This window comes from Helicobacter ganmani (assembly GCF_003364315.1).
Classification (GTDB): domain Bacteria; phylum Campylobacterota; class Campylobacteria; order Campylobacterales; family Helicobacteraceae; genus Helicobacter_D; species Helicobacter_D ganmani.
This window is the reverse complement of the sequence record NZ_NXLS01000002.1, coordinates 1-15,974: the sequence shown is the minus strand read 5'-3', so window position 1 is coordinate 15,974 and position 15,974 is coordinate 1. Positions and strand designations below refer to the sequence as shown.

Sequence of the window (15,974 nt, the reverse complement as noted above, 5' to 3'; positions counted from 1 at the left end):
CTTATAGCCATTCTAGAATTTTTTCACCTAAAACTTCTTTACTGAAAACCTCCTTATGAACTTCTTGTTGATTAAAGAGTGTAAAGATTTGTTTTGGAATATTGATTTTATAGGCTTTAGAAATTTGCTCTAACGCGTCTTTGTCGCTTAAATCTCCCAAATCTAGTGCTTTAGCTAATGTGGGAGCAAATTTTGTCCATTCTGCAGTGGAGCAAAGCACACAAGGAGTGTTTGGAAATTTAACTTTGATTTCCTCAAATGCTTTGAATCCGCAAGCCGTATGCGGGTCTAGGATATAGCCTTTTTGGGCGTAAGTTTTCATTATATTGAGGCAGTAATTATCATCACAACTTGTGGCACTAAAGTAAGTTTGTACCCACGCAAGCTCTTCTTTAGTTAGGCTATATTTACCATTTTGTTCTAGTGATTCCATAAGCTCTCTTGTGCGTTGTGCGTCAAATAAAGTAAATAATATGCGTTCAATGTTGGAGCTTTTTAGAATGTCCATTGCGGGTGAATAGGTTTTTTGCAAGGATTTTTCTGAAATGTCATAAACGCCTGTTTTAATAAACTCCGTTAAAACATTGTTGGCATTAGACGCAATCCAAATGCGTTCAATTGGGAATCCCATTAGTTTTGCATAAAATGCCCCCAAAGCATTACCAAAGTTACCGCTTGGGACGATAATATGAATTTTTTGATGATTGATTTTAAAGATTTGCAAGCTTGCATAAACATGATAAATAATTTGAAATGCAATTCTACCAAAATTGACGCTATTTGCGGCACTTAAAGCAATGTTTTTGGATTTTAAAATCGCATTAAATCTTGGGTCTTTAAGCAGATCTTTAAGCAAGGTTTGTGCCTCATCAAAATCTCCTTTAATGCCAAAAACCTTTATGTTTTCTGCATTAATAGTCGTCATTTGTAGTCGCTGCACTTCACTTGTCCCACCCTCTGGGTAAATGCAGACAACTTTAATCTGCGGCTTATTGGCAAAGCTTTGCAAAGTTGCAGGTCCTGTATCGCCACTAGTTGCTACCAAAATAAGGTAATCAGTTTCTTTTTTGGATTCTCTTAAAAAACCGCCAAACAAAACTCCAAATGGTTGCAATGCCATATCTTTAAAGGCACGCGTAGGTCCGCAATAAAGCTTTTGGATATTGAGATAAGGATGCACAGAATAAAGGGGTGCTGGAGTGGTAGAATTGTCAAAATCTTCATAAAGGCTAAGTGCTTCCTCTAAGAGTTCTTTATGCACATTAAGCCCTAAACGATGAAAAATCTCTTGTGTTAATTCCTCATAAGTTAGCTGACTGAATTCTTTAATTACATCTTCGTCAAATTTTGGTAATTTTTTGGCTGTATAAAGCCCCCCAAATGCAGCATTAGGATTTAAAACTGCATCTTTAAAGGTAAATGCTAAGTCTTGTCCCCCACGTGTTCCGATGAAATGTTGTGTTTGCACGCAAATCCTTTGTAAATAAATTTGCGTATTTTAGCAAATCAAGACAAAATTTGTCTTAAAAAGGCCACATGGATTCAATAAGTTTTGTTCCCCAACCTTTTTCTGTGCTTTTCTTTAGCTCGCCTTGTGTATCATACATAATTTTTGCGTCGGCAATGTATTGGGATTCTATGGTGTTATTGCGCGCAATATCTGTCGGGCGCACAACGCCACTTAAGTGAATGATTTGTTTTTCGCCATTAATCAACACTTCGCGGCTACCTTCAATGAAATAGTTGCCATTTTGCATTACTTTGATAATACGCGCTGCAATCGTTGTGGAAAAAGTTTCTTGTCTGTTTTGAGAACCTGTTCCTTGATAAGCTGAAGTATTGTCGCCACTTGTAATGCCGAATTGTGTAAGATTGTTTAGCTTGCCTGTTAGCTTGGCAATGGTACTGCTTGGTCCTCCAAAAGTGATTCCAGGTGCTGTCAAATTGGAGTTGGAAGTTTCATTAAGATTCTTATTGGCAGTAGAGCTTGCTTGTGCTGTTTGATTGATAATTACGGTTACTAAATCATTAAGTTGCATTGCGCGGCGGTCAGAAAATAGCAAATTATCTCCTTGCCCAAAAATACTTCCCGGATTGCCAAAATTATCTTCCTCTTCTTTTGGTGGTAGCTCTTCTACATAGGCTGGGGGGCGAAACGAGATTTGTGGGTCTGTCGTGGCACAACCTACAAACAATAATCCAATCATAAAATAGGACATAAACGACAAAGTACGGAAAAAGACGATTCTATATTTCATAGCATTTCCTTATGTGAATTTTAGGTATAATCCTAAAGTTTTAAAAGAGTTAAGCAAAGCTCATTCCAAAATAAAGGGTTTAAGAATGTCAAGTGCAATCAAAGAAAGAATCTTAAATGATATTAAAAGCGCAATGAAAGAGAATCATAAAGAAAAACGTGATGCGCTTAGAATGCTGAGTAGTGCGCTCAAACAAATTGAGGTAGATGAAAGAAAAGTTTTGGAGGATAAAGATGTCATTTTGATTCTTAAAAAGGCTTATAAACAAAGAGCAGAAGCAGCAGAAGCTTATCAAAAGGCAGGGCGAGAAGATCTCTATCAAAAAGAAAATTTTGAAATGCAAATGATTATGGAATATTTACCAAAACAATTCAATGATGAGGATTTGCGCAAAGCATTGGAGAAAATTTTGAATGAATTAGGAATAAAATCCAAAAAAGATATGGGAAAAATTATGGGTGTTGCAAGCAAGGCATTAGGAGAGGTTGCAGATGGTAAGCGTATAAGTGAAATGTTGAAGAATATGCTAGAATAGAATCCCAAAAAACCAAGACAAAATAAAAGCAAGATTCTGAAAATTTGTTTAAAATTAATAATTTGTTAGGTCAAACTATGCTATAATTATAAAGGTATTGATATATGTTAAATTTTGCAATATTCTTTAAGGAGAGTGTATGGAGAGTTTTTTACAGCCTGATAAAGGGTTCAAGATAAACAAAGAGGGTTTGCAAAAAGTAAGCATAATCTTTGTATTTGTCCTTGCTATTATCGTAATGGTTGCTTTTGCAGAGAGCGTTACGAATCCGATTTTACTAGGATTTGCAGCAATTGTAGGTGGATATATGGCACTAAATATTGGTGCAAACGATGTAGCAAACAATATGGGACCAGCTGTTGGTTCTAAAGCTTTGACAATGACAGGCGCAATTATTATTGCGGCAATATGTGAGATTTTAGGAGCATTGATTGCGGGTGGAGAAGTCGTCGGCACGGTAAGTAAAGGGATTATTTCTGCAGATGCCATTGGTGATTCTAGTCAGTTTGTTACTTTGATGCTCGCAGCATTAATTTCTGGTGCAATTTGGTTAAATATTGCCACTGTGATTGGTGCGCCTGTTTCTACAACACACGCTATTGTTGGAGGAATTCTAGGAGCTGGAATCGCAGCAGGTGGATTTGGTGTGGCGAATTGGACTGCACTCGGTAAAATTGCAAGCAGTTGGGTAATTTCTCCTATAATGGGTGGAGTGATTGCCGCAATTCTATTGTTTTTTATTAAACATACCATTACCTACAAAAAAAACAAGAAAACATCAGCGGAAAATATCGTGCCTTACTTGATAGCTTTTATGACTTGGGCATTTAGTTTATATCTAATCAACAAAGGTTTAAAGCATGTCATTCAATTGGAGCCGCAAATCGCATTTGGTATTAGCATTTTTATTGCTATTGTAGTCTATTTTGTTGTGAAACCTATCATCAAGAAAGCTTTAGAGGGACTAGAAAATAAAAAAGAAGAAATTAACAAGCTTTTTACTCTTCCTTTGATTTTTGCGGTGGCACTCTTGAGCTTTGCACACGGCGCAAATGACGTGGCAAATGCTGTTGGACCATTAGCGGCAATTAATAGTGCTTTGAAAGTTGCATTTGACGCTAGCCAAATCAGTGTGCCCTTTTGGATTATGTTGATTGGTGGGCTTGGAATCTCTATTGGGCTTGCGCTTTTTGGACCAAGACTCATTCGCACGGTGGGTAGTGAAATTACAGAATTAGACCAGATGCGTGCTTATTGTATTGCAATGAGTGCGGCTTTGACTGTGTTGGTTGCAAGTGAATTGGGAATGCCTGTAAGCTCTACTCATATCGCAATTGGTGCAGTCTTTGGAATAGGTTTTTTGCGCGAACATCTAAAACGACAATACAAAGAGATGGAGTTAAAGATTTTAGAGTCTCGCAAGGGAGAAGATAACGAAAAGGTTAAAGAATTTTTGGATAAATTTCGCAATGCTTCTATTCGTAGAAAAAGAGCAATTCTTAAAAGCATTGACCACAAAAAAACGAAAGGGACGCAAAAAAATATTGATATTCCAGAATTGAAGAAGAAAGAGCAAAAAAGGCTAAAAGAAGCCTATCAAGAGGAACTTGTCAAACGTTCTGCGATAAACAAAATTATTGCTGCGTGGGTTATCACCGTACCTGCATCTGCTATTTTTAGTGCAGTTTGTTATTTCATGCTTTCTGCAATCGGATTCTAATTTTTAAAGATGTTAGGGAAGTTAAAAGTTGGGAATAAGTCAGTTGGATAACTCTAAGCCTGTCTATATTATTGGCGATGTGCATGGTTGCTTTGATACTTTGTGTTTGTTGATTGAAAAATTACCGCAAAAGTGGGAATCACAAATCATTTTAACGGGTGATTTGATTGATAGGGGAAATAAAAGTTGTGAAGTAATTGACTTAGCAATCTCCAATCAGTTTGCTTGTGTGCTTGGAAATCACGAAGAGCTAATGCTAGAGTATTACCATAAGATTCCAAGTAGTGGTAGAGGAAGCGTGTGGATTAGTAATGGGGGCTATGAAACAATGGAAAGCTATCGGAGATATGGTGGCTTGCGCAAAATCCACGAGCACTTAGAATGGCTTACAGAATTGCCGCGATTCTTGGAAATTGACTTATGCGATGAGGAAGGGAGGAAATTATTTGTTACGCACGGATTCGGGTTACCCTATTATAAAACGCGCAAAAAAGAATCCCAAGCTCTTACTTGGAGCAGACTTAAAATGCACAATCCACAAAAGGAAGCAAAAAAGAAATATGGAGTGTTTAATGTGTTTGGACACGATGTGCAAAAAGAAGTATTGATAACAGAAAATTTTGCTGCAATTGATACGGGTTGTGTTTATTATAACACCAAACCAAACGCAAGATTGAGCGCATTGGAATATCCTAGCAAACGAATCTTTGAACAAGCTTTTGTCTCTAGGATTCTAGAGCAAACCAAACCACGAAGTTTTACTCATTTTTTTAGCAAGGCAGCCTCATCATTGCGAGAAATGAAGCGACGAAGCAATCTGTAATTAATACTTCCTATCATCTTTAAATTTTTGTGATTGCAAGAGACTTTAGCTTTTATAGCAATCTTTTTGCAAATATCAGACAATTCTGCTGTGTTATTGCATAAGCAAAACACTTTGTTTTTTAAAATTGACATATCACAAAGCTTTTAAAGCCCACAAAATACGAAATATAAAAAAGTATATATTGACCTAAATCAATTCTTAAATGAGACAAAATCGCTATAATTTTTTTGCATTAAAAATGCTAAATCTTAAGTTTAAGGAGGCTTTTGTGGCATACAATAGACGCGAATTTTTAAAAACGGCAGCAGCAGCAAGTGCAGCAAGTGCGGTTGGAATTGCATTGCCAAGCAATGCTCTAGCAGCAGCAAAAGAAGCAGAAGGTGGCTGGAAATGGGACAAATCTGTTTGTAGATTTTGTGGAACAGGCTGTGGGATTATGGTGGCGACCAAAGACGAACAAATTGTTGCGATTAAGGGAGACCCCGCAGCCCCTGTAAATCGTGGGTTAAATTGTATTAAAGGATATTTTAATGCTAAAATTATGTATGGTGCAGATAGGCTAACTCAACCGCTTTTGCGCGTAAATTCTAAAGGTGAATTTGACAAGAAAGGGCGATTCCAACCTGTGAGTTGGCAAAAAGCCTTTGATGTAATGGAAGCACAATTTAAAAAAGCATACAATGAATTAGGACCAACAGGAATTGGAGTGTTTGGCTCTGGGCAATACACTGTGCAAGAAGGTTATGCAGCTGTGAAGCTCATTAAAGGTGGCTTTAGAAGTAACAATATTGATCCCAATGCGCGTCATTGTATGGCAAGTGCGGTTGTTGGGTTTATGGAGACTTTTGGGATTGACGAGCCAGCAGGCTGTTATGATGATATTGAGCTAACCGATACGATTGTTACTTGGGGTGCGAATATGGCAGAAATGCACCCGATTCTTTGGGCAAGGGTTACAGATAGAAAACTCACCAATCCAAATAAGGTAAAAGTGATTAATCTTACACCTTATTCTAATAGAACTTCAGATTTGGCAGATATTGAAATTGTGTTTTCTCCACACACGGATTTGGCAATTTGGAATTACATTGCACATGAGATTGTTTATAATTATCCAAACGCAATTGATTGGAATTTTGTTAAGAAAAATTGTATCTTTACAACAGGTTTTGCAGATATTGGTTATGGGTTGCGCACAGATATTAAACACGCGAAATACGGAGTGGCAGAGCTAGATACTGCAGCAAAAGAAAAATCTAAAATCGTCAGTGAAGCAGAGGGTGTAACGCTTGCGTATCTTGGTATGAAAGCGGGCGATACAATGGAAAACAGACACAATGCGGCTGCAGGAAATCATTGGGAAATTTCTTTTGAGGATTTCAAAAAAGCCCTAGAACCTTACACGCTTGACTTTGTTGCAAAACTCGCAAAAGGCGATTCAAGCGAAAGTTTAGAATCTTTTAAAGACAAACTTAAACAACTTGCGCAATATTATATTGATAAAAATCGCAAAATTGTGAGTTTTTGGACAATGGGAATGAATCAACATACGCGAGGAACTTGGGTTAATGAGCAAAGCTATATGGTGCATATGCTGCTTGGCAAACAAGCAAAACCGGGAAGCGGTGCATTTTCTCTTACAGGACAACCTAGTGCGTGTGGAACAGCTAGGGAAGTAGGAACATTCTCACACCGATTACCTGCAGATATGGTAGTAGCAAACCCAAAACACAGAGCAATGACAGAAAAGATTTGGAAACTTCCAAACGGAACAATCAATCCACAACCGGGCGCACATTTTATGCAAATTATGCGGAATCTTGAAGATGGAAAAATCAAATGGGCGTGGGTGCATGTGAATAATCCTTGGCAAAATACTGCCAATGCAAACCATTGGATTAAGGCTGCTAGAGAAATGGATAACTTTATTGTTGTCTCTGACGCATATCCGGGCATTAGCGCAAAAGTTGCGGATTTGATTCTACCTGTGGCAATGATTTATGAAAAATGGGGTGCTTATGGAAATGCAGAGCGTAGAACCCAGCATTGGAAACAGCAAGTTCTTCCACAAGGCGAGGCAATGAGTGATACTTGGCAGATGATGGAATTTTCTAAACGATTTAAACTCAAAGAAGTTTGGGGTGAGAAAAAGATTAATGATAAATTGACACTTCCCAATGTGCTAGAGGCAGCAAAAGCAATGGGATATAATGAGGATTCCACACTTTATGATGTATTGTATGCAAATAAAGAGGCATTTACCTACAAAATAACAGATACAATGTTAAAAGGTACGATAAATTCTGAAGTCTTTGGAGATAAGCGCGAAGTGGTTGGAAGTAATGGAGAAGTGTTTAAGGGTTATGGATTCTTCGTGCAAAAGTATCTTTGGGAGGAATATCGTAAGTTTGGTGTAGGGCACGCACACGATTTAGCAGATTTTGATACTTATCATAGAGTGCGAGGATTGCGATGGCCTGTCGTAGATGGCAAGGAAACACAATGGCGGTTTAATGCAAAATATGATTATTATGCAAGAAAGGCAAACAATGGCGAATTTGCCTTTTATGGTGGCGCAGGTAAAGAGCTTCCACGTGGAGATTTAGTAACTCCAAAAACACAAGAGAAGTTTTCACTTAAAAACAAAGCAAAAATTTTCTTCCGTCCTTATATGGACCCACCAGAAATGCCAAGCAAAGAATATCCATTCTGGTTAAGCACAGGACGTGTGCTAGAGCATTGGCATAGTGGAACGATGACGATGCGTGTGCCAGAACTTTATCGTGCTGTGCCTGAAGCATTGTGTTATATGAATCCAGAAGATGGTAAAAAGCTTGGTGTGCAACAAAATGACGCGGTTTGGATAGAATCAAGACGCGGTAGGGTAAAAGCGCATGTGGATATGCGCGGACGCAATCGCCCACCGATGGGACTTGTTTATGTTCCTTGGTTTGACGAAAAAGTCTATATTAACAAAGTCTGTTTAGATGCAACTTGTCCGATTTCTAAGCAAACAGATTTCAAAAAATGTGCGGTAAAAGTGTATAAGGCATAAAATGCAGCAAAATACCAATCGGCGTAAATTTCTACTAAGTGGCGCACAAGCGGTTGCGCTTATAGGGCTTGGTGGTTTGGTTTGGGGAGCGTTTTTGCAAGAAAGCAGGGCAAATCCTCTTATCTTGAGACCGCCGGGTGCTTTGAATGAAAAGGAATTTTTAAAGACTTGCATTAAATGTGGTTTATGTGTAAAGGCTTGTCCTTTTGACACCTTAAAGCTTGCAGACGCAGGAAGCGGGAAGCCCATAGGCACACCTTATTTTGAACCACGCAAGATTCCGTGCGAAATGTGTGAGGATATTCCTTGTGTGCCGATTTGTCCAACAGACGCATTGGATTCCAAATTGGTCTCTAATGAAAAAGGACTTGCAATCAATCTTGCTAAAATGGGTGTTGCGATTGTGGATAAGGAGCATTGTGTCGCATATTGGGGCATTCAGTGCGACGCTTGTTATCGTGCCTGTCCGCTTTTGGGTGAAGCCATTAAACTAGAACTTAAACGTAACGAACGCACAGGAAAGCATTCTTATCTTTTGCCTGTGGTGGAAAGTGAGGTTTGCACGGGTTGTGGCAAATGCGAAAAGGCTTGTATCACAGAAAAGGCTGCAATTATTGTCCTGCCACGTGAAATAGCACTTGGTAGAGTAGGGACAAACTATATTAAAGGTTGGGAAGCAGAAGATGAAATGCGTTTGCAAGAAGCAAAAGAAAGAATCCCTAAACGCGATTCTGGCTCTAAAGTGCAAGATTATTTGAATAACGGAGATTTGTAATGCAAAAATATCGTTATTTATTCTTGCGTAGAATCGTGCAAATAGGACTATTAGCCTTGTATGTATTAGGAAATTATACAAGCTTTAAGATTCTGCAAGGTAATCTTAGCTCCTCACTTGTTTTTGGAGTGATTCCATTAAGCGACCCTTATGCGATTTTGCAGTTATTTTTTGCAGGTTCAATCGTTGGGGCAAACGCACTGCTTGGTGCTTTGTTGATTTTATTGCTTTATGGTTTGTTTTTAGGAAGAGCTTATTGCTCTTTTGTCTGCCCAATGAATCTTATAACAGACTTTGCCTCTTTTTTAAGACGGGCTTTTGGTTTGGATACATTGGGAAATCTTGTTTATTTGAAAAATTCTTTGCGTTATGTGTTTTTGGCTCTTAGTCTATTGCTCTCTTTAATTTTTGGAGTCGCAGCATTTGAAGTGATTAGCCCGATTTCTATGCTTCATCGCGGGATTATTTTTGGGCTTGGAGTTGGATTTTTTGCTGTTTTGGTAGTGTTTTTATTGGATTTATTTGTAGCAAAACACGCATTTTGTGGGCATATTTGTCCTTTGGGTGCATTTTATTCACTTATTAGTTCCTTTGCGATTTTAAAAGTCAAATATGATTTGCAGGCTTGCACACATTGTATGGAGTGTAAAAAAATCTGTCCAGAAAAGCAGGTGTTAGGAATCATTGGAAAGGAAAGTGGTGTGATAAAAAGTGGTGAATGCACGCGTTGCGGACGTTGTATTGAAGTTTGTGGAGATAATGCCTTAGTGTTTAATCTCTTAGATTTTAAAAAGGAGAAAAAATGAATTTTAACAAAACAATAATGGTTGTGAGTGTGGCATTGGCTGGATTCATATTTTTAGGTTGTCAAGGCGGTTATAGTGAGAATGAAATAGGCTTGCGTAAAAGCACTTTACTTAATGAAAATGTGAAAGTGAGCGCATTTGACTATAATGGTAAGGCAGCGGGAGAATCTGTATTGATTGATAGAGCATTTGAAAATGCGCCTCCTATGATTTCGCATTCTGTGGAAGATATGTTGCCTATTACAAAAGAAAACAATTCTTGCACAAGTTGTCATTTGCCTGAAGTTGCAGAAGCAGTTAAAGCGACACCTATGCCTAAATCGCATTTTTATGATTTTCGTAAAAAGAAAGATTTAAAAGAGCAAATGGACGAAACGCGTTTTAATTGCGTGATTTGCCATACTACACAAGTCAATGCTGCGCCATTGGTTGTCAATAAGTTTGAACCTGATTTTCGTCAAGAAAATGGTAGCACGAAATCCAATCTGATTGATATTGTGAATGAGGGTGTGAATTAATGCGGAATCGTAGGGATCTTTTCACGGTTTTGCTAAAGCCAAAATCAGAGGGCTTTGCGCCCTTGCCGCCCTATAATTCCAATCGCTTTCTTTTTTCTAAATTTTGTGGGCAATGTATTGTGGAATCTTTGCAAGTGCCTTGTGTGAAGGTATGCGAGGAAATTTATAACAAAGAAAGCAGAAGTGGAATCTTAAAAATATCACATAATGCAGTTTATATAGATTTTGAAACAAGTGGTTGTAAGCTTTGTGGAGAATGTGCAAAGGCTTGTCCAAAGGGTGTGCTAGAGGAGCAACTCGCAAAAGAACAGAATCCACATTGGAATTTTGTCCTCAAGATTGATGAACTAACTTGTTTGGCTTACCATAAAACCCTATGCTGCACCTGCAAAGATATTTGTTATAGTGTGCTAGGAAAGAATCAAGCGATTACTTTTAGTGGGTTGTTTTATCCTGCGATTCAAAAGCATTGTATCGGTTGTGGGGAATGTATCGGGGCTTGTCCTGCACGAGCGATAATATTAGAATCTTGTGAAAATTAAAGGAAAGTGAATGCGAATTTATCTTAAAAAAATTATGGTAATCCTATGTATTCTATGTGTATCGCCTTTGGTGATTTATTCAGAGGAATCCAATATCACAAAAGAAGGAACTTCTCAACCTCAAAAAAAGATTGTTTTAGAAAATAATATTGTTGTTACGCATCTCATCAAAGATTCTTTGTTGATTGGAACGGATTTTGGAGAGGTTTTGGAGCTAAAGTTATATGAAACATCGCCAAAATTGCTTGCGAAGCTTCCTGATATTACGAGTTTCTATGCAGAATCTTATGCACCTAAAGTTTATAGCGTGGATAGGCTTGGAGAGCAAGTTTTAATCCATAGTGAGGGGAATTTTGGCACAAAGAATCTTTTTGTATTTTCTAAGGGGCATTTGGAGATGTTACCCAATATGGAATCTTTAAATATTAAAAAAGCAGCTTTTGTAGATGAAAAGCGAATTTTTTTAGGACTCGCGAGCAATGAGATTGTGTTGTATGATATAAAGCAAAAACAGATTCTTTACCGCAAGCAGCTCTCTGAAGCTTCTTTTTCGGATTTTGCATTAGAGATTCCGAGTAATCGCTATGTGGTAGCGTGCGAATCAGGGATTTTGTATTTTGGAGTAATGGATAGTGGGGAGGTAATAGCAGAACTTGAGGGTGAAAATAAGGATAATGTATATCAAGTCAAACTTGCTAAAGTAGGAGATATAATGACTTTTATCACCGCAGGGCAAGATAGAAAAGTGGGTGTGTATCAGCTGAATTTGCAGACAAATAAAGTGGAATCTTATGGGATTGGTGCAAATTTTTTGGTGTATAGTGTGGGAATGAGTGCGGATTCCACATTGGGGGCTTATATGCAAAATGAACAAAGCGAAATTAATGTTTTTCGCATTTCAGATAAACAAGAAATAATGCATTTAAGCGGACATACGAGTTTATTGAATAATATTATTTTTACAGATTATCATCTTATTAGCAGTGAAGATGGGAAAAATATCTTAATTTGGAATCTTAAGGAGTAAAAATGCAGGCATTGCAAGAGGATTTTAATGTGTCTAGTCTCGTTGTGCTATGCGCACAGAAGGACATAGAGTCGCTTTGGGGAAAAATCAATGCAATCAAGGGCGCAGAGTGCCATTACAAAGACGAAAGTGGCAAAATCATCGTAACTTTGGAATCTCAAAGCATTGAGGAGGAAATCAAGCTTCTAAAACAGATTGAAAGATTAAAGGGTGTGTTGTCTGCACAAATGATTTATGCTTATCATAGTACGGAATTGGAGACATTAAGAGAGGAGATACAAAAGCAAGATAGAATCCCAAAAGTGCTTCGGGACGAACAAACAAGCGCAAATGAAATCACTTATAGTGGAGATGTGCAAGGTGCGTTGGACGAAATCTTAAAGATACAATAGTAAAGAGATTCTTAAGTTAGAGCCTGCTTACATTTGCAATGCGTAGTATATTTCACCCTCTTAGGAGTGGCAAGATTCTTGATTATAAATGTTTCCTTTGGATACAAGTTTATAGAAATCACATAAATTTATACTAATTTACGATAAATATGGAAAGGATATTTGCTTTTAATGAATCGTATAAACAACATTGAAATCTAAAATTATGAGGATAAAAATTATGTTGTAGGTTTTTTGGAGCAAATTTGAAACCTTATAAGGTTGTTTGAAGTCATTGCAACGCACCAATATGGCGCAAGGAGTTAGAAATCTTAGAGGGTTTTTTGGTTTTCTTAGAGGAAAGTTTCTCCAAACCTAAGATTTGAAAATGTAAAAGAAAAATCAAAACTACTAGAGAGTTGTAATAAAAAGGTATTTTTGGATTACACTTGTGAGAACGCAAACAGATTCTATGTGGATTTCGCAAATCAAGAATACTAGAATGTCAATTCCATAAATAAAATAGAGATAAATAAAATCAATTAAAGAATGGTCGGAGTAGCGGGATTTGAACCCACGACCTCACCCACCCCAAGGGTGTGCGCTAGCCAGACTGCGCTATACTCCGAATTAAAAAATAAAGTAAGGCTGTGATGATAGCAAAAAAATATTAAATTAAAATGAAGAATCTTAAAAATAGGGCGAAAATGCCCTAAAATAGCTATTATTCTATGCGTGTTTGGATTGCATCATTTTGTGCATAAAAAGCAACTTTACTTCCCTCTTTGATTTTGCCCTCTAAAATTAAATCCGCTAGCCTATCTTCTATCTCTTCATAAAGTGCTCGTTTGAGCGGACGCGCACCAAAGGTTGGGTCAAAACCAACTTTTGCAATAAACTCTTTTGCGCTTGGCTCTAATGTAATGTGAATATCGCGCTCAACAAGTTTTTTCTGGATTCCTTTAAACAAAATCTCCACAATGTATGTAATTTGCTCTAATCCAAGTGGATTGAAAATCACAATATCATCTAAGCGATTCAAAAATTCTGGTTTGAAATAGTTTTTCAATGCATCTTTTACTGCATTTTCGCGCTCTTGCTCATCTTTTAGCTCCATAATCGCACTGCTTGCGATATTGCTTGTCAAAATAATAATTGTGTTTCTAAAGTCAATCGTAACGCCTTTATTGTCTGTTAAACGTCCATCATCAAGAACTTGCAATAACATATTAAACACATCAGGGTGTGCCTTTTCAATCTCATCAAAAAGCACGACACTATAAGGTTTGCGGCGAACAGCTTCAGTGAGTTGCCCACCTTCCTCATAGCCGACATATCCCGGAGGCGCACCAACAAGGCGACTTGCTGCGTGTTTTTCCATATATTCGCTCATATCCATTCGTATGAGATTCTTTTCGCTATCAAAGAGGAATCGCGCAAGGGTTTTGGCTGATTCTGTTTTGCCAACACCTGTGGGTCCAAGAAACAAAAAACTGCCAATGGGACGATTGAGCTCACTTAATCCCGCTTTATTGCGTTTAATGGCTCTAGCGATTGCGCGCAGTGCTTTATCTTGCCCTACAACATCTTTTTTTAATTCGTTCTCAATGTCTAAAATCTTGTCCTTTTCATCTTGTAACATTTTTTTAATCGGAATCTGTGTCCATCGGCTAATCACAGCGGCTATAGATTCTGGTAGCACAGCATTTTTAAGCAATGTCCCTGCCTCTTGCATTTTTACCCATTTTGCATTTTGGGATTCCAATTCTTTTTCTAGCTCGGGAATCTTGCCATAATCAATTTCCGCTGCTTTGTTGAAGTCGCTACTGCGTTTGGCTAGCTCACTCTCTGTTCGCAAAGAGTCAATCTTGATTTTGATGTTTGCAATATCGTTAAAAACCTGTTTTTCGCTTTCAAACTGCACTTCCAAGCTTTTCTTTTTCTCATTTTTATTCTCAATTTCTTTTTTGATTTCCTCTAAGCGCATATTGTTTTTGTCATTTTTTTCCATTAAAAGTGCTTCTTTCTCCACTTGCAAGGATTCTATTTCGCGCTTAACTTTGGATAATTCGCTAGGTTCGGATTCTATTTGCATTTTAAGCTCTGCTGCTGCTTCGTCAATCAAATCAATGGCTTTATCGGGCAAGAATCTATCTGTGATGTAACGATTAGAGAGTTTAGCAGCCGCTACTAATGCACTATCAGTGATGGTTACATTGTGGTGTGCTTCTAATCTCTCTTTGATTCCGCGTAAAATTTGCAAGGCTTCATTCACATTGGGCTCATTTAAAGTTATGGGTTGGAATCTCCTTTGCAAAGCAGCGTCTTTTTCAAAGTATTTGCGATATTCCTTAAGGGTTGTTGCGCCAATGGTGTGTAATTCTCCTCTAGCAAGGGCGGGTTTAAGAATGTTTGCAGCGTCCATACTTCCCTCACTCGCGCCTGCACCTACAATGGTATGGATTTCATCAATAAACAAAATAATATTTCCGCTTTTTTTGACTTCATCAATAACTTTTTTAAGTCTATCTTCAAACTCTCCGCGGTACTTTGCACCCGCAATCAAAGCACTCATATCAAGAGCAATGACGCGTTTATTCTGCAAAGATATCGGAACTTCTTTTTTTACGATTCTTTGCGCAAGCCCCTCTACAACCGCAGTTTTTCCAACCCCAGGTTCTCCAAGTAAAATCGGATTGTTTTTCGTCTTGCGGATAAGAATCTGCATCATATGGGTTATTTCTTCATCTCTACCGATAACAGGGTCTAGTTTGCCCTCAATGGCTTTTTGGGTTAAGTCAATGCCAAATTTTTCTAGCGATTCTAAATTCTCATCACCGCTTTGTGAGTCAATTTTCGCCCCTGCACGCATTGTTTCAAAAGTCCTTTTTAGCTCATTAATATCCAAATATTTGCTAAAAAGCTGTTTAATAGAATCGTGTTGTAATGCGCTTAGAATAAAAGTATCTAGTGCAATATAGGAATCTCCATTACTTATAGCCAAGCCATCAGCGGTATTAAGTAGTTCTTGTAGGTTTTTTGAGATTCTTAAATTTTCCTTGCTGACTTGGCTACTTTTGGGTAAATTACCTGCAAGACTTTTCGCTTCCAATTCTAATGCATTTTTATCGCAATTTAAGCGGTTAAGAGCTTGGTTTAATAAAGAGTTAGTATGTGTGAGCATTGCCCAAAAAAGATGAATCGGCTCAATTTCTTGATTTTTGTTATGCAATGCAAGAGAAGCCCCTTGTTCCAATGTTTCTTGTAAGGTATTGGTTAATTTTTCTAAGATATTCATAAAAACTCCTTGGTTTAAAATTGCCAAAATTATATAACTTTAGTCTTATATTGTCAAGTTTCATAATAATAATTTACTAATATTTTTTAAATAATTTTTATCAATTCTCTAAATCTTACCACTTTTTTCTTAGCCCCTCCCCCCTTTAACCTCCCCTTAAGTTTTCTTTGCTATAATTTTGCTTCCTTTTTTGCGCTAAAAATCTTTAGAGTAAAAATGTTCTTTAACTTTTGTAATGTATTT

At 37.6% G+C, this 15,974-nt stretch carries 13 protein-coding genes and 1 tRNA gene; 10 read left to right on the top strand and 4 right to left on the bottom strand.

Annotated elements, in window-relative coordinates; all coding sequences use genetic code 11:
* Position 1: 1 nt before the first annotated feature.
* Together thrC and flgH are read right to left on the bottom strand one after the other, a co-directional pair.
* Positions 2 to 1,468, bottom strand: coding sequence for a threonine synthase (thrC, locus tag CQA43_RS01985; protein WP_115550952.1), 1,467 nt, complete (start codon positions 1,466 to 1,468; stop codon positions 2 to 4).
* Between the two features lie 55 nt (positions 1,469 to 1,523).
* The gene (gene flgH, locus CQA43_RS01980) at positions 1,524 to 2,228 is read right to left on the bottom strand and encodes a flagellar basal body L-ring protein FlgH (RefSeq protein ID WP_245944204.1); all 705 of its coding nucleotides are present in this window, start codon (positions 2,226 to 2,228) and stop codon (positions 1,524 to 1,526) included.
* Between the two features lie 115 nt (positions 2,229 to 2,343).
* On the opposite strand from flgH, the gene CQA43_RS01975 reads away from it, so the two are divergent.
* The 10 genes from CQA43_RS01975 (at position 2,344) to CQA43_RS01930 (ending at position 12,454) form a co-directional block, all read left to right on the top strand.
* A complete protein-coding gene (locus CQA43_RS01975; RefSeq protein ID WP_115550950.1) occupies positions 2,344 to 2,793 on the top strand; it encodes a GatB/YqeY domain-containing protein in 450 nt (149 codons plus the stop codon).
* A gap of 139 nt (positions 2,794 to 2,932) precedes the next feature.
* On the top strand, positions 2,933 to 4,513 hold the full coding sequence (locus CQA43_RS01970; RefSeq protein ID WP_115550949.1) for an inorganic phosphate transporter: 1,581 nt from the start codon (positions 2,933 to 2,935) through the stop codon (positions 4,511 to 4,513).
* 28 nt (positions 4,514 to 4,541) lie between these two features.
* Positions 4,542 to 5,336: a metallophosphoesterase family protein gene (locus CQA43_RS01965; RefSeq protein ID WP_245944192.1), complete on the top strand. Its 795-nt coding sequence runs from the start codon at positions 4,542 to 4,544 to the stop codon at positions 5,334 to 5,336.
* Positions 5,337 to 5,577: 241 nt separating this feature from the next.
* Positions 5,578 to 8,394 carry a nitrate reductase catalytic subunit NapA gene (gene napA, locus CQA43_RS01960; RefSeq protein ID WP_115551234.1) on the top strand — a complete coding sequence of 939 codons (2,817 nt, stop codon included), beginning with the start codon at positions 5,578 to 5,580 and terminating at the stop codon, positions 8,392 to 8,394.
* A 1-nt stretch (position 8,395) separates the two neighbouring features.
* Positions 8,396 to 9,169 carry a ferredoxin-type protein NapG gene (gene napG, locus CQA43_RS01955; RefSeq protein ID WP_115550948.1) on the top strand — a complete coding sequence of 258 codons (774 nt, stop codon included), beginning with the start codon at positions 8,396 to 8,398 and terminating at the stop codon, positions 9,167 to 9,169.
* Positions 9,169 to 9,975 carry a quinol dehydrogenase ferredoxin subunit NapH gene (gene napH, locus CQA43_RS01950; protein WP_115550947.1) on the top strand — a complete coding sequence of 269 codons (807 nt, stop codon included), beginning with the start codon at positions 9,169 to 9,171 and terminating at the stop codon, positions 9,973 to 9,975. The genes napG and napH overlap by 1 nt, the downstream gene beginning before the upstream one ends.
* Positions 9,972 to 10,493: a nitrate reductase cytochrome c-type subunit gene (locus CQA43_RS01945; protein WP_115550946.1), complete on the top strand. Its 522-nt coding sequence runs from the start codon at positions 9,972 to 9,974 to the stop codon at positions 10,491 to 10,493. The genes napH and CQA43_RS01945 overlap by 4 nt, the downstream gene beginning before the upstream one ends.
* Complete coding sequence (locus tag CQA43_RS01940) at positions 10,493 to 11,035, top strand: 4Fe-4S binding protein (protein ID WP_115550945.1); 543 nt, start codon at positions 10,493 to 10,495, stop codon at positions 11,033 to 11,035. Before CQA43_RS01945 ends, CQA43_RS01940 begins: the two co-directional genes overlap by 1 nt.
* Before the next feature lie 10 nt (positions 11,036 to 11,045).
* Positions 11,046 to 12,062: a WD40 repeat domain-containing protein gene (locus CQA43_RS01935; RefSeq protein WP_245944191.1), complete on the top strand. Its 1,017-nt coding sequence runs from the start codon at positions 11,046 to 11,048 to the stop codon at positions 12,060 to 12,062.
* 2 nt (positions 12,063 to 12,064) lie between these two features.
* Positions 12,065 to 12,454, top strand: coding sequence for a chaperone NapD (locus tag CQA43_RS01930; RefSeq protein WP_115550944.1), 390 nt, complete (start codon positions 12,065 to 12,067; stop codon positions 12,452 to 12,454).
* 529 nt (positions 12,455 to 12,983) lie between these two features.
* On the opposite strand, the gene CQA43_RS01925 is transcribed toward CQA43_RS01930, so the two are convergent.
* A tRNA-Pro gene (locus CQA43_RS01925) sits at positions 12,984 to 13,061 on the bottom strand.
* Between the two features lie 96 nt (positions 13,062 to 13,157).
* The gene (locus CQA43_RS01920) at positions 13,158 to 15,731 is read right to left on the bottom strand and encodes an ATP-dependent Clp protease ATP-binding subunit (RefSeq protein WP_115550943.1); all 2,574 of its coding nucleotides are present in this window, start codon (positions 15,729 to 15,731) and stop codon (positions 13,158 to 13,160) included.
* Positions 15,732 to 15,974: the final 243 nt, after the last annotated feature.